The organism is Flagellimonas flava, assembly GCF_050617915.1.
Taxonomy (GTDB): domain Bacteria; phylum Bacteroidota; class Bacteroidia; order Flavobacteriales; family Flavobacteriaceae; genus Flagellimonas; species Flagellimonas flava_A.
Genome location: NZ_JBODQE010000001.1, coordinates 181,336 through 206,293 on the forward strand (window position 1 = coordinate 181,336; position 24,958 = coordinate 206,293).

Here is a 24,958-nt window from a genome sequence, read left to right on the forward strand (position 1 = left end):
GCACGAAATTGATATATTTAAAGACTAATTTGAAATTGAATGAGATTCCATCTCCGAGTACTACCCCTTTTCGTTCTTTTTAGCTGTTTTGTAAATTCCCAATCCCCGAAGGCTGGACCGATTTTAACTGATTTCGGGAAGGTTTATGAGGTGAAGAACCCAGATTACCAGGTTCAAAAGGACATCACCTTTAAAGCTGTGATTGATGTAACTGGAAAGGCAGATTCCCATGATAGCCGAAATGCGCTTATTGAGACGGCTGCGCGTTTTTTAAATATGCACGCCCAAAGTGGAGTTCCCAAAAACCAATTGCATGTGGCTTTGGTGGTACATGGCGGAGCCAGTAAGGACGTACTGTCCAATGTGGCATATCAGAAAAAATATAAAAAGGACAATCCCAATTTAAAGCTGGTTACATCCCTTTTGGAAATTGATGTGCCGATTATCATCTGCGGGCAATCGGCCGCTCACCATAAAATTGCCAAAGAAGATCTTATTCCGGGAGTGCAAATTTCCCTGTCGGCGATGACTGCTTTGGTCCAACTTCAAAATGAAGGCTATCAACTAATAAAATTTTAAAATTGAACATATGCAAAAATTAATCGCACTAGCATTACTACTGGTTGGAACTTCCATATGGGCTCAAGGGCCAAGTTTGGAAAAAGATTTTTCCGATGTGGAATCAAAAGTCATTGAATGGCGGAGGGACATCCATCAAAATCCGGAATTGAGTAATCGAGAATTCAAAACGGCAGAAAAAATTACCAAGCATCTTGAATCCTTGGGTATTGAAGTTCAGACTGGAGTAGCCAAAACCGGAGTGGTAGGAATATTGAAGGGTAATCAACCCGGTAAGGTGGTTGGATTGCGTGCCGATATTGATGCGCTACCAGTTACCGAACGAAATGACCTACCATATAAATCAACCGTGAAAGCTACTTTTTTGGGAAAGGAGGTTGGTGTAATGCACGCCTGTGGACACGACACCCATACTGCCATTTTAATGGGTGTTGCCGAAGTACTTTCCAAAAACAAGGATAAAATCAAAGGAACGGTCAAATTCATTTTCCAACCTGCAGAGGAAGGTGCACCTCCCGGAGAGGAAGGTGGAGCGTTGCTCATGGTCAAAGAAGGGGTACTAAGCAATCCGGATGTAGATGCCATTTTTGGGCTGCACATCAATTCCCAAACACCTGTGGGAACCGTGAAGTACAAGCCTGGTGGTGCCATGGCCGCAGCGCAGCGATTCGTAATCAATGTAAAGGGAAAACAAACCCACGGTTCGCAACCTTGGGGCGGCGTGGATCCCATTTTGATAAGCGCAAAAATTATTGATGGGCTCCAGACCATTATTAGTCGTGAGTCTGAACTTACCAACGAAGCCGCTGTGATTTCCGTAGGAAAAATTACAAGTGGGGTTCGATTCAACATCATTCCAGAAAGTGCAGAAATGATAGGCACTATTCGCACCTTGGACTACGACATGCAAAAGCATATCAATAAGCGTATGGAAGAAATGGTACCAGCCATTGCCAAAGCATACGGTGGGGATGCCACTATAGATATCAAGAGTTCCACGGCCATTACCTTTAATGATTTGGATTTGACAGAAAAGATGGCACCTACGCTAATAAGAGTTGCTGGGACTGAAAATGTAAGCATTCACAAGGCCATTACAGGCGCTGAGGATTTTAGCTATTTTCAAGAAAAAGTGCCAGGATTCTATTTCTTCTTAGGGGGAATGACCCCGGGAAATACAGAGTCCTTTCCACACCACACTCCTGATTTCAAGATTGACGACAGTGGTTTGTTACTGGGAGTGAAGACAATGACCCAATTGACTTTGGATTATTTAAACATGTAATATGGATGCAGTAATGGACTTTTTGGCAGGAACTCCATGGTGGGTTTGGATCCTAATTTTATTGGGTCTTGTAGCCATTAGGGATGTTTTCTTCCAAAAAGCCCATACCATTAGCCATAACTTTCCCATCATAGGGCATTTAAGGTATTGGTTGGAAAGCATTGGCCCCGAAATGCGGCAGTATTTTGTGGCAAACAATCGGGAGGAACTGCCCTTCAATAGGATTGAACGTGGATGGATCTATGCTTCGGCCAAAAAAGAAAACAATTACGAGGGGTTTGGTACCGACAGGGATATTTATGCCCATCAGCACATTTTCGTAAAAAATGCCATGATCGGGTATCAAGTACCTAAAGGACATCCCAATGTACAAGACCCCTATTTTTTACCTTGTGCCAAGGTCATTGGCGCATACAACAAACGGAAAAAACCCTATCGCCCAGCTTCCGTAATCAATGTATCTGCTATGAGCTTTGGTTCCCTTTCAGCCAGAGCGGTTGAATCCCTAAACCAAGGTGTTGGAAAGTCCATTGCATACCACAATACTGGTGAAGGGGGCTTGTCGCCCTACCATAAAACGGGAGGTGATGTGGTATTTCATTTTGGGACAGGGTACTTTGGGGTTCGTTCCCGTGAAGGGAACTTCTCCATGGAGAAAATGAAAATTTTGGTGGATGAAAATCCTTGTATCAAGGCCATTGAAATAAAATTATCCCAAGGAGCCAAACCTGGCAAGGGTGGGGTTTTGCCGGGAGCGAAAATCAGTCCGGAAATAGCAAAAATAAGAGGGGTAGATGTTGGGAAAGACGTGCTATCACCCGCGACCCATACGGCGTTCAATTCCATTCCAGAACTGGTCGAACTCATTGAGAATATAGCCAATGAAACTGGATTGCCCGTTGGAATCAAAGGAGCCATTGGCAAACTGGACCAATGGGAAGAACTGGCGGATTTAATGAAGAAAACAGGCAAAGGCCCGGACTTTATTACCGTTGACGGAGGTGAAGGTGGTACTGGAGCCGCTCCCCCTAGTTTTGCAGATCATGTTTCCCTGCCATGGGTATATGGTTTTTCTTCGGTATATCGAATTTTTAAAGACCACGGACTCACGGAGCGTTTGGTTTTTATTGGAAGCGGAAAACTGGGCTTCCCAGCCAAAGCGGCCATGGCCTTTGCTATGGGTGCTGACTGCATTAACGTGGCTCGGGAGGCCATGATGAGCATCGGATGTATCCAGGCCCAAATATGCCATACCAACCGATGCCCTTCTGGTGTGGCCACCCAAAGTAAGTGGTTGCAAAGTGGCATCAATGTGCCTCTAAAATCGGATAGGCTGGCACAATATTTTAAAACTTTTAGAAAGGAATTCCTGGAAATTACGCACGCAGCCGGTTACGAACATCCTTGTCAATTTACCATGAACGATATCCAGGTCAATGTAGATGATGATTACCTCAGCAGTGATTTGGAAACGGTGTACTCCTATAGCAAGGAGAAGGTGCCATTTAACAATATGCAGGAACTTTATGACTGTATTTATCTGGGAGGAAAGGAGTTTTCCAAAAAAACATCCTAATTTTGATTTCGATTTTTGCTTAAACCAACACGTCTTACTTATGAAAAAACCACTACTTCTAATTTGCAGTTTGTTTGTTGTAACCCTTACTTTTTCCCAAAAGAAAAGTGAGCTTTTTGCCCAAATTGATGATTTGGAAGCACAGGTCAGTGAAATTCAACAGCAATTGGCCGAGGCCAAACGAGAGATTTCATCCAGTACGGCTAAAGCCAGTACCCTGGAAGCAGAAAATGTTGGGTTAAGGGATGCCAACGCCACCCTACTTAAAAACCTGAGCAGTTTTTCGGAGCTTTCCAAAAAGAACAGCGAAAATGTGAACAATGCACTGCAAGCCCTGGAACGCAAAGAGCAACAATTAAGAGGAGTAACAGACATGATTTCTTCCAGTGATTCCACGGCCATTGTGCTTTTGACCCGAATAAAGCAGACCATGGGTGAAAATGCCAACCCCAATGTTACCGATGGAGCTGTGGTGCTTACGCAAAGTTTGAACAAGTTATTCGGTTCGGATACGGGTACTACTTTAACGGAAGAGGGTAAAATTTGGTTGTCGCAATTGGCCAAAATTATTTTGGCAAGCCCCAATGTACATGCCCAAGTGGAGGGATTGAACATTACCGGGGAATTTGGAGTTACCTATGATCAGGCTTCCGTAGCGGCAAAAGAATTGGTAACTACCCTTACAGTACCTGTTGATAAGGTGGGCGTTTCGGTGAAAGATGGAAATTTCAAGGAAGGGGTATCCGTAAGTCTTCAACCTGACTATAAAGATTTTTACGATAAGGCCAAAGCCAATCTGAAAAGTGCGGAATAGGACGGATTCCATTATCCCCCACCTATAGATTACTTAAAATGTTGATTAAGCACTAATCCAAGTGCTTATTTGCTCTATTGCGTCATTGGTCGATTTTAGGGATGGAAACTTCGGCAACCGACTTATCTTGATCCTAAGTGCATAACCAATCCAAAAACTTAGAAATCATGAGTCGTCTTCTTTCCGTCCTAACCATACTCTTATTGCTGGCCTGCACTCCTACTCCCCAGAAAACGGAAGTTGAATTAGATGTTTTAGGTTATGTGGACCCATTTATAGGAACGGGGTTTCATGGCCATACTTTTCCAGGGCCGGTAATGCCCCATGGCATGGTACAGCTAAGCCCTGACACCAAATTGAACGGTTGGGATGCATCCAGCGGATATCATTATGGAGACAGCACCATTTATGGTTTCTCCCACACCCATCTCAGCGGAACTGGAATTGGGGACATGGGCGATATTCTTGTACTTCCCTTCACTGGAGAAGAAAACAAAAAACCAATTGCCAAGTTTAAAAAGTCGGATGAAAAGGCTGAGGTTGGCAAGTACACGGTCCAGTTCACCAACTATGATGTTGCGGCAGAATTGGCGGTTACTGAGCGGGCAGGTCTACACAAATACACCTATGGTCCCAATCAGAATAAGCAGCTATTATTGGATGTGGGTCATATCCTTCAACAAACCTGGGGACATGGTAATATCTCCAATACCTTGGAAATTGTAAACGATAGCACCCTAAGAGGTCTAAAACATTCCAGGGGGTGGGCGTATGACCATAAAGTGTATTTCCATGCCAAGTTCTCCAGTCCATTTCAGGTGGACAGTGTTATTATTGATGGTAAAGCGTCGAGCAAAATAGAAGATGTTTATGATGGACAGAATATTTACTCCCGTTTAAGCTTTCCCTCCCTTTCTGCTGATGAACCTCTACTATTGAAAGTCGGAATATCTGCGGTTGATGAAAAAGGCGCCCAAACCAATCTTGAACAGGAATTACCCCACTGGGATTTTGAGACGGTGGTCTCCGAGACACGGGAGAAATGGGAAAAGGAACTGAATCGCATTCAGGTACAGACCACGGATGAGGATGTCCTTACCACCTTTTATACCTCCCTTTATCATAGTATGATTGCTCCGGTGCTGCACCAGGATGTAGACGGCAGATACCGCGGAATGGATAAAAAGATCCACCAATCCAAAAATGGAGCTGTCAATTATACGGTTTATTCTTTATGGGACACTTTTAGGGCACTACACCCTTTGATGACCATTATTGATGAACCTAAATCCATAGATTATGTGAACAACCTGATTTTGAAATATGAGGAAGGCGGCTTGTTACCCAAATGGCCTCTGGCTTCCAATTACACAGGAACCATGGTAGGCTATCCAGCCGTGGCCAACATTGCCGATGCCATGGCCAAAAAGCTTCCAGGAATTGACCAGCAGCTGGCCTTGGAGGCAGCCATCACCAGCGCTTCCTATAGACCAGAGCTTGTGAAAGATTCGGACGAACCCAGAAAGTCGCGCGTCATGACCCTGTATAACAAGTATATCAATGAGGGAAGGTTCATTCCTTCAGATGAAATAACAAACTCCGTTTCCTACGGCCTCGAAAATGCCTATTACGATTGGTGCGTTGCCCAAATTGCACAAGCTGTTGGCAATGACTCCATTGCGGGGCAATTTCAAAATAGAGGGCAAAATTATCGACATTATTTTGATTCGGAGACTGGATTTATGCGTGGAAAAAATGCAGATGGGACATGGCGGGAGCCTTTTAGCCCGAAACATTCAGACCATGACCACTCTGACTATGTTGAAGGCAATGCCTGGCAATGGACCTGGTTTGTTCCGCATGATATCGAAGGGTTTTCACAACTATATGGTGGTAAGGAGCAATTCGCCACTAAATTGGATAGCCTGTTCACCACCTCTTCTGAAATTGAAGGGGAAAATGCCAGTGGAGATATTACGGGGCTTATCGGTCAATACGCACATGGCAACGAACCTAGTCATCATATTGCCCATATGTACACCTATGCGGGCCAAGGATGGAAAACGCAGGAGTTGGTAGATCAAATTTTAAAGGAATTCTATACTACCCAACCCGACGGAATCATTGGAAATGAAGATTGCGGTCAAATGTCTGCATGGTACATCATGAATGCCATGGGTTTCTATCAAGTAGCTCCTGGAAATCCTGAATATGTAATTGGTCGACCCCTATTTGATTCTGTCAAAATACTTCTGGAAAATGGGAAAACATTTACCATACTGACAGAAAACAATTCGCCCGAAAACAAGTATGTGCAATCGGCTAAATTAAATGACAAGGAATTGGAAGAGCTATTCTTTTCCCATGATGATATTAAAAATGGAAGTACGCTGACCATCACCATGGGGCCAGAACCGAAAAAATAGCGGGCACACCCCATATACTTTTTGAAAGTTTATTCCGTTATCATCCCAAGTATAAAATCCAAAACCAAACCAAACCATGAGCGGAGACGACATTTTTCAGCTTTTCGGCTTTTTATTGCCAGCCGTTGTTACGGGTGCCGTAGCATTTTACTTTTTTAGACTTCATACCAGAAACGAAGATGGTCGTAGACGTTTTCTGTTGCACAAGGATTCCCAAAAAGATACGCTCCCTATTCGATTGCAGGCTTACGAACGTATGGTTCTGTTCCTGGAGCGTATATCTATAAATAGCCTAGTTGTGAGGGTCGCACCTAAAAGCAAGGATAAAAGTGATTATGAAAATCTCTTGATCAAGCAGATCGAAACGGAGTTTGAACATAATCTATCCCAACAGATATACATGTCAGATGAGTGTTGGAATATCATCAAGGCTGCCAAAAATGCCACTATTCAGATTATCCGTTCTGCGGGTATGAGTGAAACCGACTCTCCTGACAAACTAAGGGAAGATATTTTAAATCAGACCATAGATAAGCAATCTCCTTCTGCCACAGCTCTTGCCTTTATCAAGAAGGAAGTAAGTGAACTTTGGTAGTTTTTACTCCTGATGGTCAGGGTCAATAGGACTGGTCTCCTCATTTTTATTTTTCGCATATAAATACCCTCTTTTCCACCAAAGGGTCATACGCTCTTTATTAAAGATCAAGGAGTTTGTGGTCAACACGGTTGGGGTATAATAGAAATTGATGATGGCATCCTTTTGATTGGCCACCAATTTCCCAATTCGAATGTTTTGATTTTCAATTCGATCCAACATAAAGCTAAAAATGGTGGTGATCAATTCAAATGGGTTCCTGACGGGCATTCTATTCAGGTAGTTTACTTCGGTGTGCAAAACCACAACATCCACTTCGGTGGCTCCGCGCTTAAGCGCTTCCTCAATCGGCACCAGGGTACCTAGTCCCCCGTCCGCATATTCGCAACCATTTCTTCTGGCCAAACTCATAAAAGGGGTATAGTTGGACGAAATCCAAATCCAATCACAAAACTCCTCATAGGTGCAATCATTGATGGATTTGTATTCCACCTGATTCAGGGAAAGATTGGAAACCGTGACCACCACATCCACACTATTTTGCTTCAATTCTTCGAATTCCGCAGGGGTAATGGAATCTCGAATAAGGTGTCTAAGGTTTTCACTCTCCCCAAAGGTCTTTTTCCCACGGATAAAATTCTTGACCACGTTCCAATGGTTAATGGAAATTACCTCAATCCCATATTTCTTTTTGATGACAAACGGGCAATTGTTGAAAATACTACTCTGGTTGACCGAGGAATAGATTTCCTTGATTTTATCCAACTTGTTCAAGGCCAAATGGGAAATAAGCAGACTGCCCGTGGATGTCCCTACGAAGAGGTCGTAATTGTGCTTGGCCTCCTCAATCAGAAATTGGGCCACACCTCCTGCAAATGCTCCTTTGCTACCTCCTCCTGAAATTACCAATGCCCTCATTCGCCCAAGGTTTTGTCCAAATAACGTTGTTGTTCCAAATTTAAAGTAGGATATATAGCCTTTACCCTGGCCAAGTTCCCTTCAGCCTTCAAAAAGTCTTTGAGCATTTTTCTACAGGATTTTTTAAAATGCCAAACATGGTGATTGCACGCTTTTATCAAACTTTTCAGGGTGTCATCGTTAAATCCGCCAATGCTTTTTAAATATTGAAATGCCAAAAGTCTAATTTCAAAATGATATTCAGGTCCTGTATACGAACTAAGTTCATTATAAAAATCGGCTTTTTGATCCATGGCATAATCTGCGGTCACCAAAGCCAGGGTTAACCAAAGCAGACGAACATTTTTGTTGGGAAACCCAATAATATTTGTGGTTTGGTCCAAGTAGATATTCCGATTTTCAGGGAAATCCGTCCAAAGTTTGAATAGTGCTGCTTCCACGGTGGTATAACTCTGATCACCAAGCAATCCCTCAAAATTCTCTCGTACCTCCAAAGGCACTTTATCCATAGCTAGAGAAACTGCCTGCCTTACCTTAAGCCCCTCACGTTTTAGGAGTTTGTTTAAAAACTGCGGGGAAAGTTGATTGCAATAATCCAATAAAAGTTGATGCTTCAGGGCTTTCGATTGGTAGGCTTCCCAGTTTGCCCCAAGAATTGTCCCTGCATTTTCCAGCTTGTCCCCAATTTCCTCCTTCGCCTTAAAGTAGGCATCTATGGAAGCATTTTTGCCCCTTAAAAACAGTTTGACCTTTTCAAGCGGAAAATCGGATTCCTGAAGCCAGGCTTCTTCAAAGCTGGTGAGTTTCATTCCCGAGGCCTTTTCCATTTCCCACATAAAATCGGAAATGGTCACATTCTGAAATGCGAATTTGGTCAGGTAGTTTTGAATCCCTTCCCTAAAAGCTATATCCCCTACCATGTCCCGAAGTATTACCAAGGCCCATGCCCCTTTTTCGTAAAAAGTAAGGCTACCCGCACTGGCATTGGTCAGTGCTTCCCCGTGGCCATCCCCAGAAAAATTATCCAAAGCTTTCGCAGTCTCCAACAGCCTCCAATAAAAGTAGTCCTCCCCAAAAATGTCTTTTTCGGCCAAGTACGCATAAAAAGTGGCAAAACCCTCATGCAGCCAATGATGGGACCCACTCTGTTCGGTAACCAGATTGCCAAACCATTGATGCGCCATTTCATGGGCATTCACATTAACAAAGTTTTTGTCCACAAAGGCAATGGAATCCACCATAAAGGTGTTGGAAAATATGGTGGCCCCTGTATTCTCCATCCCCGCATATAAAAAATCCTGAACTGGTATCTGTTTGTAATTCTGCCAGGGATATGGAATCCCAATTTCTTCCTCCAAAAAATCAAACATGCGCAGGGTATGTCTATATGTGGGTTCAACACAAAGACTGTCTTTGGGCTCGTAATAGAGTTCTATAGGAACTCCATTTTTGGATTGCACGCTTTCCTTTTTAAAGTTCCCAATGGCAAACGCCACCAGGTAGCTGCTCATGGGTTCTTCCATATCAAATCTCCAAGAATTGACATCATCCTGTGGAACAATTTCCTTTAATTCCCCATTGGAAATAACGGTCTGGCTTTGATCGGCTGCTATGGTCAGATCAAATTCAATCTTGTCATTCATGTCATCCAGACTAGGTAACCAATGACTGGTATATTTTCCTTGTCCCTGTGTCCAGATTTGCTTTTTCACAGTGTCTCCATCACCAATAAAATAGACCGTCTGCTTGGGAAATGCACTATAGTCAAATTTTAGGTGATAAGCATCCCCTTTTTTAAACTGTTTTTTTATCACGAAATGTTGACCATCGGTTTTATGGTTGATGGGCTTGTCATTCAACAGCACTTGGTTGAAATTCATTTCCTTGGCATCCAAGAAGATGGAATCCACTGGCCTTAAAATTTTGAAATAGTAGTCAACGCTTCCTTGGATTTTTGCTTCTTCGAAATCGGGCTGCACCAAAATTCGGCCCCTCACAAAATCCACCTTATCCTGAATTTGGGAAGAAAGGAGTTGTGTCAAAAGAAAAAAAATAAGCACTGGGGCAAGCTTCATGGCAACCGTATCACAAAAGTCTTTCCAAATTACATATTTTAGTTCGATGAATCCCAATTTTCTCCAAACTCCCATCCCCTATCTGAAAGGAGTTGGCCCTAACCGAGCCGAGACTCTTAGGACGGAACTGGGCATTGAAACCTACAGGGATTTGTTACATCTTTTTCCCAATCGTTATCTGGATAAAACCCAGTACTACAAAATTGGCCAGCTGCAAGCCAGTGGTGCGGATGTACAAGTGGTGGGAAAAATTGTGCATATAAAAACTGTGGAACAAAAGCGCGGCAAACGTCTTGTAGCCAAATTTGTTGATGAAACGGGCGAAATGGAACTGGTATGGTTCCGAATGCAGAAATGGATCAGGGAAAATCTGAAATTGAACGAGCCTTATGTGGTTTTTGGAAGAATAAATAGGTATGGGAGCTCCTTTTCCATGCCGCACCCTGAAATGGAATTGCTTTCGGAACACCAGCAAGGGCTAAAGGTGGCCATGCAACCCATTTACCCTTCCACGGAAAAATTAAGTGCCAAGGGAATCACCAATAGGGTGGTAAGTAAAATGCAGCAACAATTATTGCTGGAGTCCAAAGGACAGTTTGCGGAGTCGCTCTCCCCTGTTATATTAGATGAGCTCCGCTTGATTTCAAAAAGCGATGCACTTTTGAACATTCACTTTCCGAAAAGCCAGGAGCTGTTGGCCAAGGCCCAATTTCGACTCAAATTTGAGGAATTGTTTTTTGTGCAGCTCCAACTGATTTCCAAAAAACTGATTCGGAAGCAAAAGATTAGAGGTTTGCCCTTTGACCAAGTGGGAATAAAGTTCAATACTTTTTTTGAACACCATCTGCCTTTTGAACTGACCAATGCGCAGAAAAAAGTCATCAAGGAAATCAGGAACGATTTGGGCAGTAATGCCCAGATGAACCGTTTGCTCCAAGGGGATGTGGGTTCCGGAAAGACCATTGTGGCCCTCATGTGCATGTTATTGGCCATAGACAACGGGTATCAGGCCTGTTTAATGGCCCCTACCGAGATTTTGGCACAACAACATTACAATGGGTTAAAGGAATTATTGGGCAAAATGGAGGTGAAGATTGCCTTGTTGACGGGTTCGACCAAAAAGTCGGAGCGTACCTTGTTGCACAACCAGTTGGAAAACGGGAATCTTAACATTTTGGTAGGTACCCATGCGGTTTTGGAAGATAAGGTTCAATTTAAAGACCTTGGGTTGGCCATTATAGACGAACAACACCGCTTTGGGGTGGCCCAACGCTCCAAATTGTGGCATAAAAATGAAACCCCACCCCATATTCTGGTGATGACGGCCACACCCATTCCCAGAACCTTGGCCATGAGTCTTTATGGGGATTTGGATGTCTCCGTAATTGACGAGTTGCCCCCTGGAAGAAAAGCCATCAAGACAGTTCATCGTTTTGACAATAACAGATTAAAAGTTTTTGGGTTCCTTAAAGATGAAATCAAGAAGGGAAGGCAAGTTTATATTGTGTATCCCCTAATTCAGGAATCCGAAGCTTTGGATTACAAGGATTTAATGGACGGTTATGAGAGTATTGTACGTGACTTTCCACTTCCCGATTATCAAATTTCCATCGTTCATGGTAAAATGAAGCCAGCGGACAAGGACTATGAAATGGAAAGATTCGTTCGAGGTGAGACCCATATTATGGTGGCCACCACCGTTATTGAGGTGGGTGTGAATGTCCCCAATGCCTCTGTGATGATCATTGAAAGTGCTGAACGTTTTGGTCTTTCGCAACTGCATCAGCTACGTGGACGTGTGGGTCGTGGAGCCGAACAAAGCTTTTGTATTCTGATGACTGGAAACAAGTTGTCCGAAGATGCCAAAACCCGTTTGCAAACCATGACCCGAACCAATGATGGATTTGAGATTGCTGAGGTGGACTTGAAACTTCGCGGTCCTGGAGATTTGATGGGTACCCAGCAAAGTGGGCTCCTCAATTTAAAGATAGCGGATATTGTAAAAGACAACCAGATATTGCAAACCGCCAGATATCATGCTATTCAACTTTTAAAAGAGGATCCCAGATTGGAGAAACCTGAAAATCTTCCTATTCGCTCGGCCTACAGTATAATGTCCAAAGGGAAAGATATTTGGGGGTATATCAGCTAATTATCTTTTGAGCAATTTCTCGGCTTCAAATCGGAAAGAAGGAAATTCATAATCAAGAAGCAAGTTACCTTCAAAATCCATAAACATGATAGCTGAGGATTTTGGGACATTTTCTCCACGACTGAATCGCAAATAGGTGACTGCAAAGGTCATCGTCTCCAAATCAATTTTAAATTCTTGTGGGATAATAACATCAGCATCAAAATCAATAGTGTCACGATTAAAGAAGGCCATATATTTTTCTTGATCAACAGTGAATGAATCATTTTCGTTGAAATCAAAATAAGCTGGAATTCCTATAGCCATAGAATTGTCCACATAAGCAACTTTGCCATCTGAAATTGACACATTGGATATTTTATCATCCGTGGCAAGAAAGTAGTTGAATGTGGTGGTGGAGTGCTTAACATTGCCTGTGGTTAAATCAATAATCTCCATTTTACTAGGTCGCGTAGCCACAAAAATATCATGGCCGTCAACAAATGTAGTTTTCAACCCAGCGATTTGATAAGAGAATACTTCGTTTAATGAACTTGAATCGTAAACGATCAAACCCTCTTTATATGTATCCAAAGCTTCCTCAGATCTATCATCATATTGAACAAAAAAATAATCCTCTGTTACCAAAATGCCATGTGGGGTATCACCTGTGAAGGCTTTTTCCAATGGTGGCATCTCGGTTACCTCAGAATTAACCAAGTTATGCATCAGCAATCTGAGGCTCTCATTATCGCAAACGTAATTTTCGAAAGAAAAAAGTCTGTTTTTATTCCATCCTATTTGTCCAGCATCAAAAAAACAATCATTAATATTGGGAAAGTAATCCTTATATGACCCTGAGATAACCTGATTATCATCCAAATCCATCATAATGTAAAATGCGTCTGCGCCTCGACCGTCTCCTTGTTTAAAAACCAACAGATTTTCTTCTCCATTTGATCGAAATGAAGCGTTTGATTCAAGACCCAGAGAATTGGTAATATTGAAAAGATTGGATGGTTCTTTGCGACCCTGCATAAAATCAATTGTATGGTACTCACCTTCATTCCCGTTGTTATATTCCTTTAATAAGGCTGTAACACTGAAGGGAATGGTGTTGTTCCCTGTATTATTTAAATCTGAATCTGTATCTGGACTGCAAGAAAATATGGCAATTGTCCAAAGAAAAACTAGGTTCCTTCTTATCATGATAAAATGCTTGCAGCAAATAAAATGCAATTTGATTTCATGCGAAAGAAAATTCGACAAGATGATTCAGTATTACCTTTTAAACAAAAACGCCCAGCTTTCGCTGGGCATTTTCCTAATTTAATTCCCTAAGTAAATTGGTTTAGTTAATTCCTTCTCCTTTTTCAGCTTTGTCCAAGTTGGCCTGCACACGATCGCGGTTTACCTGGGCGGGCGCATTTTCCAAAGCAAGCTTTAAATGTTTAATTGTGGATTTATTATCCCCTAAAGCAGAATACCCTCTGGCCAAGCCGTAGTGTACTGGCCATGTTCCTTTATGATTCTTGGCATTCCATTTAAAAACTTCCAGAGCCTTGTCCGTTTTACCCTGACCAATAAGCTGTCTTCCATAACCATGTACTTGGAAAACAGTTCCCAGAGGCATTGCCTCTTGCATAAGGGCTTCAGCCTCTGCAGTTTTACCTTGCTTGGCCAATATTTGAGACTTTATGCTCAAATTATTGAAGTTCTTTTGGCTGAAAAACTGACCGGCTATTGCGGCATCCACCCAACCAAGGGCTTCGTCCAAATCACCGCCATTGTTTTGGGCAAAATTGGCCGCCTGCTCCCAGCTTTGTCTACTAAATCCAGGGTTGGTCTGCAATTCCTGACGAATCCGAGCCAGAACATTTTCGGTTACATCGGTTTCTACCTTAAAGGGGATTTGCTTTTTCTCCCAGTTAAGTGAAGCTACAGCCGATGTGGCATCTACTTCATCAAAACTAAAAGTAAGTTGCTCTACATGTGGAATCTCTTTGGTGGTGACATCCACACGGAGGGCGTCGTCACCCGGCTCATAAAAATAACTTCCCCAGGCCCCATGGTTCTTGGAAAAGATAACTGTTGCCGAATTGTCTTCGTTGACGATCATGTGCAAACCATATTTACCGGCTGGAAGTGTTTTACCTCCAATGGTCAAATCATGGGTGGTCTTGAAAATAGTGTTTTCATTGGCACCTGCCCTCCAAGGTGATTCGGTAGCCGTTCCAAATCCCAAGTTGTTCATTCCATAAGGGACCAGAGCGCCCCAAACTTCCCTATCGTTTACGCTGGGTCTAGAGTAAACAATAGTAACATCTGTTGTTCCAATGCGTTGGGAAACTTTAGCCATTTGACTACCTCTGGGCAGAAAGGTAAGCTGGGCATAGCTACTTGTGGAAATACAGAATGCAGCGATGAGAATCATGGCCGAAATGGCCGTGTAACTTTTTTTCATTTGTTCGTTTTTGATGAGTTAATGAATAAACTTTCTAGGTTGACTCCCAAGGTAGAAACCTCATCGTTCCTATAGCGTTACAACAATGTTAAAATAAAGGTAAACGTGTTAAAATTCAGAAGCTTACATCTAAGATGTTCAGTACCAGCACCTAGCCAAATCCAAACCGTGGATTGATGGGTAAATCAAGTTCGGGAGCCCCCTTTACCATTTGGTTTTGAGGGAACATTCTGATGTAATTTAACTCTAGTTTAACATTCAGGATTGTTTTTGTTTTAAATCAAAAAACACACTCAATCCAATGGTTTCCATAGCAAAAACTTGTCTTGAACATCGTAATTTTCCAAACTTAAAATGAAGCTTTTGCTTTTCATATTTTAAATTTACCGGCTTATTAATTATTGAATGCAACGATGAGTAAAACACTATTTGATAAGGTTTGGGATTCCCACGTGGTTCAGCATATTGAAAACGGTCCCGATGTACTTTTTATAGATAGACATTTGGTTCATGAGGTCACTAGTCCTGTGGCGTTCCTTGGACTTAAAAACAGAGGCATCAAAGTGCTTTACCCTGAGCGCACTTTTGCAACTGCAGATCATAACACGCCAACCATCAACCAACATTTGCCCGTTAAGGATAAGCTTTCCGCCAATCAGCTGAAAGCTTTGGAGGAGAATTCCAAAGCTCATAATATTCCCTATTGGGGGCTTGGACATGAGAAAAACGGCATTGTTCACGTGATTGGGCCGGAAAACGGAATTACAGTTCCCGGGGCAACCATAGTTTGCGGGGACTCCCATACATCCACCCATGGTGCTTTTGGCGCCATTGCTTTTGGAATTGGAACCAGCGAGGTTGAAATGGTACTGTCCACGCAGTGCATTATGCAGCCAAAGCCAAAGAGTATGCGCATCAACATTGATGGGGAATTGAATAGAGCTGTGACACCCAAGGATGTTGCCTTGTTCATCATCTCCAAATTGACCACTTCCGGAGCTACAGGTTACTTTGTGGAATATTCTGGGGAGGTTTTCCGAAACATGTCCATGGAAGGACGTATGACCGTGTGTAACCTAAGTATAGAAATGGGAGCTCGGGGTGGAATGATTGCCCCTGACCAAAAGACTTTCGATTACGTTCAAGGACGCGAATATGCCCCTAAAGGTGAAGCTTGGAACAAAGCCATGACATACTGGGAACAACTGCACACCGATGAGGATGCAAGCTTTGACAAGGAAATTTCCTTCGATGCTTCCGAGATAGAACCTATGATTACTTATGGAACCAATCCCGGTATGGGAATGGGAATCCAAAAGTACATTCCATTAGCTGAAGCTGTGGAAGGCGGAACCGCTACCTATAAAAAATCCTTGGACTATATGGATTTCAATGAGGGAGATGCCATGATTGGCAAGCCTATTGATTTCGTATTTCTTGGAAGTTGCACCAATGGTAGAATTGAAGATTTTAGGGCATTTGCTTCCATTATCAAGGGAAGAAGAAAAGCGGACAATGTTACCGCTTGGCTGGTTCCTGGGTCGCACCGCGTTGAAGAGGCCATTAAGGAAGAAGGTATTCTGGATATTTTGCATGAAGCTGGATTTGAATTGCGAGAGCCGGGCTGTTCTGCCTGCTTGGCCATGAATGATGATAAAATCCCCGCTGGGAAATATGCTGTGAGTACTTCCAACCGAAACTTTGAAGGAAGACAAGGGCCAGGTGCACGTACCCTTTTGGCGAGTCCTTTGGTTGCAGCAGCAGCAGCAGTTACCGGAAAAGTAACCGACCCTAGAGAATTATTGGAATTACAAGAAGCATAACCAAACTGTGCACTGATTATTGATCATTGTTAATTGAAAAAAATGGCATACGATAAATTCAACATACTTAAAAGTTCCGCAGTTCCACTTCCCATAGAAAATGTGGACACGGATCAAATCATTCCAGCTCGTTTTCTTAAAGCTACAGAGCGAAAAGGTTTTGGAGATAATCTTTTTAGGGACTGGAGATTTAACTCAGACGATACTCCTAAAGAGCATTTTGTCCTTAACAATCCCATTTATAGTGGGAAAATTTTGGTGGGTGGAAAGAACTTCGGTTCCGGCTCATCCAGGGAGCATGCCGCCTGGGCTGTCTACGATTATGGGTTCCGTTGTGTGGTGTCCAGCTTCTTTGCGGATATTTTTAGGAACAATTGTTTGAACATTGGCGTCCTTCCAGTACAGGTGAGTCCAGAGTTTTTGGATAATATCTTTAAGGCAATAGAGACTAATCCAGACACAGAATTGGAAATCAACCTTCCTGAGCAGACCATTACTTTGGTGGAAACTGGAGAACAGGAAAGTTTCGCCATAAACGATTACAAAAAAGATAATATGCTCAATGGATTTGATGATATTGACTATTTGTTGAACATCAAAACCAATATTGAGGAATTTGCCCAGAATACTCCGCTTTAATAACACTTAAGAGAGAACCTATGGCACAGCGGAGCGTCGAAATAATGGATACCACCCTTCGGGATGGTGAACAGACCTCTGGGGTATCTTTTTCTTCATCGGAGAAACTTACCTTGGCCAAATTGTTATTGGAAGAGCTTCAAGTAGATCGTATTGAAGTGGCCTCTGCACGTGTTTCCGATGGGGAGTTCGATGCCGTAAAGAATATCACGGATTGGGCAGAGACTGAGGGTTATTTGGATCGAGTGGAAGTATTGACCTTTGTGGACAAAGGTGTCTCCCTAAAATGGATGGAACAGTCAGGAGCCAAGGTCCAAAATTTGTTGACCAAGGGCTCATTAAACCATCTGACACATCAACTCAAAAAAACCCCTAAACAACATTTCAAGGAAATCGCTGAGGTTATTGCCCAGGCTGAATCCATGGGTATTATCACCAACGTATACTTGGAGGATTGGAGCAACGGGATGCGCAACTCGCCAGACTACGTGTTTGAATTCCTCGATTTTTTGACGCAGCAGCCAGTCAAACGCATATTGCTGCCGGATACTTTGGGGATATTGACCCACCAGGAAGCGTTTAGCTTTCTTAGCCAAATCATTAAGAAATATCCCAACTCCCATTTTGATTTTCACGGACACAATGATTACGATTTAAGCGTGGCCAATGTTATGGAAGCCCTAAGGGCTGGATGCCATGGGTTACACCTTACCGTTAACGGGATGGGTGAACGTGCTGGCAATGCTCCACTTGCCAGTGTGGTTGCCGTCATCAACGATTTTATGCCTGAAATCACTATCGGAGTCAAGGAATCTTCCTTGTATAAAGTAAGCAAGCTGGTCTCTGCTTTTACCGGTTTTGGAATCCCTGACAATAAACCTATAGTTGGGGATAATGTTTTTACTCAAACCGCTGGTATACATGCAGATGGAGATAGTAAAAAGAATCTTTACTTTAACGATTTATTACCAGAGCGATTTGGCAGGAAACGCAAGTATGCCCTAGGCAAAACTTCAGGAAAAGCCAATATTCAGAAGAATCTGCAAGAGCTGGGGCTTACCTTAAATGATGACGAGCTAAAAAAAGTTACGGAGCGAATCATTGAACTTGGAGACAAAAAGGAACGAGTGACCAAAGAAGACCTTCCTTTCATTATTTCCGATGTGTTGGATTCTGAGTTGCACCAACAACGGGTATTTGTAAAATCTTATGTGCTAACGCATTCTAAAGGACTTAAACCCTCCACCACCCTTTCCATCGAAATTGACGGAAAGACCTATGAGGAGAATGCCCAAGGAGATGGGCAGTTCGACGCTTTTATAAATGCTCTCAAGAAAATTTACCAAAAAGAAAAGGTGGCTTTGCCCAAATTGGTGGATTACGCTGTGCGTATCCCCCCTGGAAGTAATTCTGATGCCCTTTGCGAGACCATCATTACCTGGCAAACCAAGGAAAGGGATTTTACCACCCGTGGATTGGATTCCGATCAAACGGTATCAGCCATAAAAGCCACAGAGAAAATGCTCAACCTCTTTTGAATAGAGGCAAGACAAAGAGAAACAAGAATTAAGACCAATTGCTAACTGACAACCGTTAACTATTAGCTGTAAACCGATAACTGAATAATCGAGAATCAATATATGAAACTGAACATTGCCCTTTTAGCTGGAGATGGAATAGGCCCAGAAGTAATAGATCAGGCCGTAAAAGTATCCAATGCAATTGCCGAAAAATTTAACCACGAAATAAATTGGACCCCTGCCCTGACCGGCGCAGCTGCAATTGATGCTGTTGGAGAACCTTATCCGGATGAAACCCATGAAGTTTGTGCCAATGCAGATGCCGTTTTGTTTGGCGCCATTGGCCATCCACGTTTTGATAACGACCCATCAGCCAAGGTGCGTCCAGAGCAAGGTCTTTTAAAAATGAGACAAAAGCTGGGGTTGTTTGCCAATGTAAGACCCACCTTTACTTTTCCTTCGCTTATCGACAAGTCTCCGCTGAAGCGAGATCGTATTGAAGGAACGGATTTGATTATCCTTCGTGAACTTACAGGCGGAGTCTATTTTGGAGAAAGAGGAAGAAAGGACAATGGAGATACCGCTTTTGACACCATGACCTACCAACGTTTTGAAGTGGAACGCTTAGCACGAAAAGGTTTTGAAATGGCCTTGAAACGAGGTAAAAAATTATGTTGCGTGGACAAAGCCAATGTTTTGGAAGCCTCCAGATTGTGGAGAGAAACCGTACAGGCTTTGGAAAAAGAATATCCTGATGTGGAGGTCACCTATGAATTTGTGGATGCCGTTGCCATGCGATTGATTCAATGGCCCAAAGGATACGATGTAATCATCACCGCCAACCTTTTTGGGGATATCCTAACAGATGAAGCTTCCGTGATTTCTGGGTCTATGGGATTGATGCCCTCTTCTTCCGTAGGAAGCAAAGTTAGCCTTTACGAACCCATCCATGGATCATATCCGCAAGCAGCAGGTAAGGACATTGCCAATCCGTTGGCCACTGTACTCTCCGCCGCCATGCTTTTTGAAGATTTGGATTTGGCAGATGAGGCCCAAGCCATTCGTGATGTGGTGAACAAATCTTTGGCCAAGGGAATTGTCACAGAAGATTTAGCCGATGGCGGAAAAGCCTATAAGACCAGCGAAGTTGGAGATTGGTTGGCTGCGAACCTATAAATAACAAACCAAACTAAGCCAAAGAGCCTCGGGAATCCCTGGGGCTTTTTTTATTTCTAAAAACAGGAGGAAAGTTCAAATTCAAAGCTCAAGTTCAAATCTTATTACAGACACCAAGAACAAAGAACAAAGAATCAAGAACCAAGAATCAGGACTAAATATCTAATAATCCAATAATCCAAACATCGACGACCCAGCATCTAATATCTCTCATCTTGCATCCTAAATCTGACATCTTAAATCTCATATCTCAAGTCTAACAACCTATCCGTCAATTCAAAAAGGGCATCCGTCAATTTATCCACGCATAAACAAAACACCATAGCTACTTTGCGGAAAAATTAAGAACAATGTTTCAGTTAAAAACCACAATGCTATGAAAAATCCAAAGCCACTAGCGCTTGCGCTAACTCTTTTCACCTTTTCTTTTGGCCTTCTAACAAGTGTTTCTTGCAAAAAGGACGACCCATGCGTTGAAAAGACTTGGTATAAAGACACCGATATGGATGACGAGGGAGACCCAGCTAATACCAAAGAAGCATGCGAACAACCCAATGGATATGTCGCCAACAGCAATGATCCCGATGACACCAACGACCAAATCACCTCTGACTGTGAACAGCTAACCTATTACGCAGACGAGGATGAAGACGGTTACGGTGACCCCAACAACTCCATAACCCAATGCTCTGGTTTGGACACCCCAACAGGTTATGTCGAAGATAATACTGATTGCGATGTCTCCAATGCAGACAACTATCCCGGTTCCGAATACATGGTCTATCTAGATAGTGATGAAGACGGTCTTGGCAATCCGAAAGTTTCACAAAGCATAGCTGGCTGCGAACCAATACCAGTGGGTTATGTCTTGGACAACACCGATTGTAATGACCCAGTGGGGCCTTTTATTGCTTCGGAATGGATAGGTAATTATAATGTTGAAAGAACTGAATATCATGATTGGGGCTTAAACTCAAAAACAGAGTTTGATTCTTGTTACATTGAAATTGTGGAAGGAGAACCAAATACCTTAAAACTGATTGGTTTTTGGAGTGGTGGATATCCTGATTATACCCTGATTATCAATATAGACCCATGTAATCAAATGGCAACTTGGGATGAAAGTATTGCCATAGGGTACTATCCTCATGATCCGTACAAAGGTAATGTCCATTGGGAAAGAACAGACAAAGGAGGTTATGCTGCTAACGATATCATCATGGATCCTGAAAATGATTATGGTTGGTGCTTTCTAGATTACACAAACAAAACCATTGAACTATATGGCGCAGCAACTATTCCAGAGCACAATACCTGGTTCAAGGATTACAAATGTGTACTTAGCCTTATTGAGGACTGAGCAAGAACATGTATAAAACAAGCCCTGGAAATTTCCAGGGCTCTTATCTCCAACTCTTAGTCACATATACCCTATTTGCAATGGAATCAAAAACGTATCTTTATTCTGGACAGAGAAAATTGCCCATGGACATTAATTTGCGTAAATACAACTTTATCCAAAAGCTTATCACCATAAAAAATGAGAAAGCCATGGATATTCTTGAGCAGACCTTGGATAAAGTCATGGAAAGTGATTGTCAAATTTCGGAAGAGGATATTCATTTACTTAACGAAAGGTTGGAAATCTACATTAACAATCCCAATGACCCATTGGATTGGGACGCTTCCAGCCAGAGTTAAAAAGTATGGTAACACATCCCATTAAGCCGTGGGGAGTTACCTAAATCACCATACATTCAACATATTTTTTATTTCTAAAAGCTACAGAAAAGCAAAAATTCAAGTCCAACATCCAATATCTGACATCAGGCATCTAACGTCTAATGTCTAATGTCTAATGTCTAAAGAATATAATCCGTACTCAAAAAGTTGCTAACCTTGGCTTCCAACAATTGTTCAATGGTTTCGTTGTTCAAATCGTTGTCTTTAAAAGCCACGAACGTCCGCACAGAAAAGGAACGCAGCGCATCATGTACACTTAAGGTAGACTGCGCGGAATCTTTACGTCCTGTAAAAGGATACACGTCCGGGCCACGTTGACAAGAACTGTTCAAGTTTACTCGGCAAACGAGGTTTGCAAGGGTGTCAATTAACGGAGATAAGGTGTATACATCCTTCCCGAACAAGCTCACCTGTTGCCCATAGTTGGATTCTGCCATATCATCCAAAGGTTCCTCAATATCGGTAAAGGATACCACTGGAATTATGGGGCCAAACTGCTCCTCCTCATACACCCGCATGTCCTTGGTCACAGGGTAAAGTACCGCTGGCCAGATATAGTTGTCAGAGCGTTTTCCTCCTTTTTTGTTCTGCACTTTGGCTCCTTTGGCTTTGGCATCATCCAACAACTCTTGAATGTAATCCGGTTTACCTGGTTCAGGAAGTGGGGTCAACTTAGCCCCCTCATCCCATGGGTTACCAAATTTTAAAGCATCCACTTTCTCCGAGAATCGTTTTAAAAATTCATCCTTTACATCTTCATGTACATACACCACTTTTAAGGCCGTACAACGCTGTCCGTTAAAGGAAAGGGTACCTGCGATGCATTCGTTTATGGTAAGGTCCAAATCGGCATCCGGGAGAATAATAGCTGGATTTTTGGCCTCTAATCCCAGTACCAATCGCAATCGGTTGCTCTTGGGGTGCTGGTCTTGCAATGCATTGGCTGATTTACTATTTCCGATCAACGCCAACACATCCACCTTTCCGGTTTTCATGATGGGTGCTGCTACTGCTCTACCCCTACCAAATAAAATATTCACCACGCCTTTAGGGAAACTGCTTTGGAAAGCTTCCAAAAGAGGTGTAATCAAAAGTACTCCATGCTTTGCGGGTTTAAAGATTGTGGTATTCCCCATAATTATAGCGGGAATCAATAGCGCAAAAGTTTCATTCAATGGATAATTGTATGGTCCCAAACAAAGTACCACACCCAGTGGGCCTCTACGGATATGGGCATATACCCCATCATGTTTCGAAAACTTGGCAGAATTACGGTCCAACTGCTTATAGTCCTCAATGGTATCGTAGATATACTCCACCGTTCGGTCAAATTCTTTGTAAGAATCCGGCATGGACTTCCCTATTTCCCACATCAACAGTTTAACCACTTCTTCCCGTTTTTTCTCCATCTTTTTAACAAAGGATTCCATACACTCTATTCGGTCTTTCACCTTCATGGTAGGCCAAAGTCCCTGCCCTTGGTCGAATGCTCCAATGGCCGCATCCAATGCTTCAAGCGCCTCTTCTTCTCCCATATTGGGAATACTTCCCAAAACGGTATGGGCATATTCCTTAGTGGAGGATATGGTGGAAATTACTTCCGTATTTTCTCCTTTCCATTCACGTAATTCCCCGTCCACCAAATATGCTTTTTGATGGATTTGTGAGGTAATCTGCAATGCTTCCGGTATGGTTGTCTTAGATGGCATATCCTGGATTTTAGTATTAGACTGTGTTGCTTTTTAGTCTAGCAAATGACAAAGCTAACACAAAAAAGCTTTGAAAAGACCTTATTTATTAAGGGATTACAACGAAAACGTTTAAGTAAGCCCCTTTTAAAAAAAGAAGTTCCAATTGTGATGGAATCAAACCAGATATTGGAACAAATCCGGTTTGTTGTTCAAATAATCTCCATAGAAATTGTTGTCCTTCATTCTAGAAATCAAGGGCTCCAAATCGTCTGGAGATTTTAATTCAATCCCCACCACAGCTGGTGCATTTTCCCGACTTGATTTTTTGGAATATTCAAAATGGGTAATGTCATCATTGGGACCCAAAATATCGGCCACAAATTCTTTCAAAGCACCAGGCCTTTGAGGAAATCGAACTATGAAGTAATGCTTCAGGTTTCCATAGAGCAGGGCTCTTTCCTTAATTTCTGCAGTTCGGGTGATGTCATTGTTACTGCCACTGATTACACAAACCACATTTTTACCTTTAATTTCTTGCTTGAAATCATCCAGTGCCGCTATGGTCAAAGCTCCGGCTGGTTCCACTACAATGGCATCCCGGTTATAGAGTTCCAAAATAGTCTGGCAGACCTTCCCTTCGGGGACAGTTTCCATTTTAAATAGGTGATTTCGGCAGATGGGAAAGGTATATGTCCCTACTTTTTGCACGGCCGCCCCATCCACAAACTTGTCAATCTGCGAAAGCTCTACCAACTCACCTTGTTCCATGGATTTTTTCATGGAAGGTGCTCCTGCTGGTTCCACACCAATAATTTTGGTGTTAGGAGAAAGTTCCTTGAAAATGGCGCATAAGCCAGATGCCAATCCGCCTCCTCCAACGGCCACAAAGACATAATCAATAGGTTCTTGAGCTTGTTTTAAAAGCTCCAATCCGATCGTGGCCTGACCTTCAATGGTCTTGGGGTCATCAAAAGGATGGACAAAAGTTTTGTTGTGCTCTTCACAAAAGGCTTTGGAAGCCTTGTACGAATCGTCAAAAGTATCGCCCTCCAAAACCACTTTAACGCGCTCACCTCCAAACATTTTAGTCTGGTCAATCTTTTGTTTTGGAGTAACCATGGGCATAAAAATGGTTCCTTCTACTCCTAAATGGTTACATGCAAAAGCTACCCCTTGGGCATGATTCCCAGCACTGGCGCAGACCACCCCTTGTTTCAAGGCTTCTGGGGAAAGCGAATTGATTTTATTGAAAGCGCCCCGAATTTTATAGCTGCGAACCCGTTGCAAGTCCTCGCGCTTCAACCATACATTGGCGTTCAATTGCTTGGAATACCGAATACTCTTTTGCAACGGTGTTTCGTCTGCCACTTGGGCTATAACCTTGGCCGCATGCTGAATATCCTCTAGCTGAGGAAAATAAGGGGGCACATGTTGCGCCCCCTTTTTTGTACTTGATGTTGTGTTGCTTTTCATGGAAAAACACCCTTTTACTCCCTAAAATGG

Annotated in this window: 19 protein-coding genes; 13 read left to right on the forward strand and 6 right to left on the reverse strand. The window is 42.7% G+C overall.

What is annotated here, in order from left to right; genetic code table 11:
• Positions 1-39: 39 nt before the first annotated feature.
• The 6 genes from ACRHOZ_RS00815 to ACRHOZ_RS00840 all read left to right on the forward strand — a co-directional run bounded on the left by ACRHOZ_RS00815 (position 40) and on the right by ACRHOZ_RS00840 (position 7,275).
• Positions 40-579, forward strand: coding sequence for a DsrE family protein (locus tag ACRHOZ_RS00815; protein WP_431121308.1), 540 nt, complete (start codon positions 40-42; stop codon positions 577-579).
• Positions 580-589: 10 nt separating this feature from the next.
• The gene (locus ACRHOZ_RS00820) at positions 590-1,864 is read left to right on the forward strand and encodes an amidohydrolase (RefSeq protein WP_431121310.1); all 1,275 of its coding nucleotides are present in this window, start codon (positions 590-592) and stop codon (positions 1,862-1,864) included.
• A gap of 1 nt (position 1,865) precedes the next feature.
• Positions 1,866-3,440 (forward strand): FMN-binding glutamate synthase family protein, encoded by a 1,575-nt coding sequence (locus ACRHOZ_RS00825; RefSeq protein ID WP_431121312.1) that lies wholly within the window; start codon positions 1,866-1,868, stop codon positions 3,438-3,440.
• 40 nt (positions 3,441-3,480) lie between these two features.
• Complete coding sequence (locus ACRHOZ_RS00830) at positions 3,481-4,254, forward strand: hypothetical protein (RefSeq protein ID WP_431121314.1); 774 nt, start codon at positions 3,481-3,483, stop codon at positions 4,252-4,254.
• Between the two features lie 137 nt (positions 4,255-4,391).
• Positions 4,392-6,680, forward strand: coding sequence for a GH92 family glycosyl hydrolase (locus tag ACRHOZ_RS00835; protein WP_431121316.1), 2,289 nt, complete (start codon positions 4,392-4,394; stop codon positions 6,678-6,680).
• A 76-nt stretch (positions 6,681-6,756) separates the two neighbouring features.
• Complete coding sequence (locus tag ACRHOZ_RS00840; protein WP_420399834.1) at positions 6,757-7,275, forward strand: hypothetical protein; 519 nt, start codon at positions 6,757-6,759, stop codon at positions 7,273-7,275.
• A 3-nt stretch (positions 7,276-7,278) separates the two neighbouring features.
• Here ACRHOZ_RS00840 and ACRHOZ_RS00845 read toward each other — a convergent pair whose 3' ends face one another.
• Both ACRHOZ_RS00845 and ACRHOZ_RS00850 read right to left on the reverse strand, forming a co-directional pair.
• The gene (locus ACRHOZ_RS00845; protein WP_420399835.1) at positions 7,279-8,193 is read right to left on the reverse strand and encodes a patatin-like phospholipase family protein; all 915 of its coding nucleotides are present in this window, start codon (positions 8,191-8,193) and stop codon (positions 7,279-7,281) included.
• On the reverse strand, positions 8,190-10,235 hold the full coding sequence (locus tag ACRHOZ_RS00850) for a M1 family metallopeptidase (RefSeq protein ID WP_431121319.1): 2,046 nt from the start codon (positions 10,233-10,235) through the stop codon (positions 8,190-8,192). The genes ACRHOZ_RS00845 and ACRHOZ_RS00850 overlap by 4 nt, the downstream gene beginning before the upstream one ends.
• A 79-nt stretch (positions 10,236-10,314) precedes the next feature.
• On the opposite strand from ACRHOZ_RS00850, the gene recG reads away from it, so the two are divergent.
• On the forward strand, positions 10,315-12,420 hold the full coding sequence (gene recG, locus ACRHOZ_RS00855) for an ATP-dependent DNA helicase RecG (RefSeq protein WP_431121321.1): 2,106 nt from the start codon (positions 10,315-10,317) through the stop codon (positions 12,418-12,420).
• Here the strand turns inward: recG and ACRHOZ_RS00860 are convergent, their stop codons facing one another.
• On the reverse strand, positions 12,421-13,608 hold the full coding sequence (locus ACRHOZ_RS00860) for a hypothetical protein (RefSeq protein WP_431121323.1): 1,188 nt from the start codon (positions 13,606-13,608) through the stop codon (positions 12,421-12,423). It lies immediately after the preceding gene.
• A 142-nt stretch (positions 13,609-13,750) separates the two neighbouring features.
• Entirely contained in the window at positions 13,751-14,863 is a 1,113-nt protein-coding gene (locus tag ACRHOZ_RS00865) for a DUF2911 domain-containing protein (RefSeq protein WP_431121325.1), read from the reverse strand.
• Between the two features lie 413 nt (positions 14,864-15,276).
• Between ACRHOZ_RS00865 and leuC the strand changes: the two genes are divergently transcribed.
• From leuC to ACRHOZ_RS00895, 6 genes are all read left to right on the forward strand, one after another.
• The gene (leuC, locus tag ACRHOZ_RS00870) at positions 15,277-16,686 is read left to right on the forward strand and encodes a 3-isopropylmalate dehydratase large subunit (RefSeq protein ID WP_431121327.1); all 1,410 of its coding nucleotides are present in this window, start codon (positions 15,277-15,279) and stop codon (positions 16,684-16,686) included.
• A 42-nt stretch (positions 16,687-16,728) separates the two neighbouring features.
• Positions 16,729-17,325, forward strand: coding sequence for a 3-isopropylmalate dehydratase small subunit (gene leuD, locus ACRHOZ_RS00875; protein WP_431121329.1), 597 nt, complete (start codon positions 16,729-16,731; stop codon positions 17,323-17,325).
• A 20-nt stretch (positions 17,326-17,345) separates the two neighbouring features.
• Positions 17,346-18,863 (forward strand): alpha-isopropylmalate synthase regulatory domain-containing protein, encoded by a 1,518-nt coding sequence (locus ACRHOZ_RS00880; protein WP_431121331.1) that lies wholly within the window; start codon positions 17,346-17,348, stop codon positions 18,861-18,863.
• 102 nt (positions 18,864-18,965) lie between these two features.
• Complete coding sequence (gene leuB, locus ACRHOZ_RS00885) at positions 18,966-20,021, forward strand: 3-isopropylmalate dehydrogenase (protein WP_431121333.1); 1,056 nt, start codon at positions 18,966-18,968, stop codon at positions 20,019-20,021.
• 376 nt (positions 20,022-20,397) lie between these two features.
• Entirely contained in the window at positions 20,398-21,381 is a 984-nt protein-coding gene (locus tag ACRHOZ_RS00890; RefSeq protein ID WP_431121335.1) for a hypothetical protein, read from the forward strand.
• An 80-nt stretch (positions 21,382-21,461) separates the two neighbouring features.
• On the forward strand, positions 21,462-21,722 hold the full coding sequence (locus tag ACRHOZ_RS00895; RefSeq protein ID WP_431121337.1) for an addiction module protein: 261 nt from the start codon (positions 21,462-21,464) through the stop codon (positions 21,720-21,722).
• Between the two features lie 161 nt (positions 21,723-21,883).
• Here ACRHOZ_RS00895 and ACRHOZ_RS00900 read toward each other — a convergent pair whose 3' ends face one another.
• Together ACRHOZ_RS00900 and ilvA are read right to left on the reverse strand one after the other, a co-directional pair.
• A complete protein-coding gene (locus ACRHOZ_RS00900) occupies positions 21,884-23,473 on the reverse strand; it encodes an NADP-dependent glyceraldehyde-3-phosphate dehydrogenase (protein ID WP_431121339.1) in 1,590 nt (529 codons plus the stop codon).
• 156 nt (positions 23,474-23,629) lie between these two features.
• Positions 23,630-24,928, reverse strand: coding sequence for a threonine ammonia-lyase IlvA (ilvA, locus tag ACRHOZ_RS00905; protein WP_431121341.1), 1,299 nt, complete (start codon positions 24,926-24,928; stop codon positions 23,630-23,632).
• Between the last annotated feature and the right edge of the window lie 30 nt (positions 24,929-24,958).

What these genes read in the sequence shown, in the direction of transcription:
- ACRHOZ_RS00820 (WP_431121310.1), top strand. Translation starts at nt 590, where the DNA reads ATGCAAAAATTAATCGCACTAGCATTACTACTGGTTGGAACTTCCATA.
- ACRHOZ_RS00880 (WP_431121331.1), top strand. Translation starts at nt 17,346, where the DNA reads ATGGCACAGCGGAGCGTCGAAATAATGGATACCACCCTTCGGGATGGT.
- ACRHOZ_RS00895 (WP_431121337.1), top strand. Translation starts at nt 21,462, where the DNA reads ATGGAATCAAAAACGTATCTTTATTCTGGACAGAGAAAATTGCCCATG.
- leuC (WP_431121327.1), top strand. Translation starts at nt 15,277, where the DNA reads ATGAGTAAAACACTATTTGATAAGGTTTGGGATTCCCACGTGGTTCAG.
- ACRHOZ_RS00890 (WP_431121335.1), top strand. Translation starts at nt 20,398, where the DNA reads ATGAAAAATCCAAAGCCACTAGCGCTTGCGCTAACTCTTTTCACCTTT.
- ACRHOZ_RS00830 (WP_431121314.1), top strand. Translation starts at nt 3,481, where the DNA reads ATGAAAAAACCACTACTTCTAATTTGCAGTTTGTTTGTTGTAACCCTT.
- leuB (WP_431121333.1), top strand. Translation starts at nt 18,966, where the DNA reads ATGAAACTGAACATTGCCCTTTTAGCTGGAGATGGAATAGGCCCAGAA.
- ilvA (WP_431121341.1), bottom strand. Translation starts at nt 24,928, where the DNA reads ATGAAAAGCAACACAACATCAAGTACAAAAAAGGGGGCGCAACATGTG.
- ACRHOZ_RS00900 (WP_431121339.1), bottom strand. Translation starts at nt 23,473, where the DNA reads ATGCCATCTAAGACAACCATACCGGAAGCATTGCAGATTACCTCACAA.
- ACRHOZ_RS00825 (WP_431121312.1), top strand. Translation starts at nt 1,866, where the DNA reads ATGGATGCAGTAATGGACTTTTTGGCAGGAACTCCATGGTGGGTTTGG.
- recG (WP_431121321.1), top strand. Translation starts at nt 10,315, where the DNA reads ATGAATCCCAATTTTCTCCAAACTCCCATCCCCTATCTGAAAGGAGTT.
- ACRHOZ_RS00865 (WP_431121325.1), bottom strand. Translation starts at nt 14,863, where the DNA reads ATGAAAAAAAGTTACACGGCCATTTCGGCCATGATTCTCATCGCTGCA.
- ACRHOZ_RS00815 (WP_431121308.1), top strand. Translation starts at nt 40, where the DNA reads ATGAGATTCCATCTCCGAGTACTACCCCTTTTCGTTCTTTTTAGCTGT.
- ACRHOZ_RS00845 (WP_420399835.1), bottom strand. Translation starts at nt 8,193, where the DNA reads ATGAGGGCATTGGTAATTTCAGGAGGAGGTAGCAAAGGAGCATTTGCA.
- leuD (WP_431121329.1), top strand. Translation starts at nt 16,729, where the DNA reads ATGGCATACGATAAATTCAACATACTTAAAAGTTCCGCAGTTCCACTT.
- ACRHOZ_RS00860 (WP_431121323.1), bottom strand. Translation starts at nt 13,608, where the DNA reads ATGATAAGAAGGAACCTAGTTTTTCTTTGGACAATTGCCATATTTTCT.
- ACRHOZ_RS00840 (WP_420399834.1), top strand. Translation starts at nt 6,757, where the DNA reads ATGAGCGGAGACGACATTTTTCAGCTTTTCGGCTTTTTATTGCCAGCC.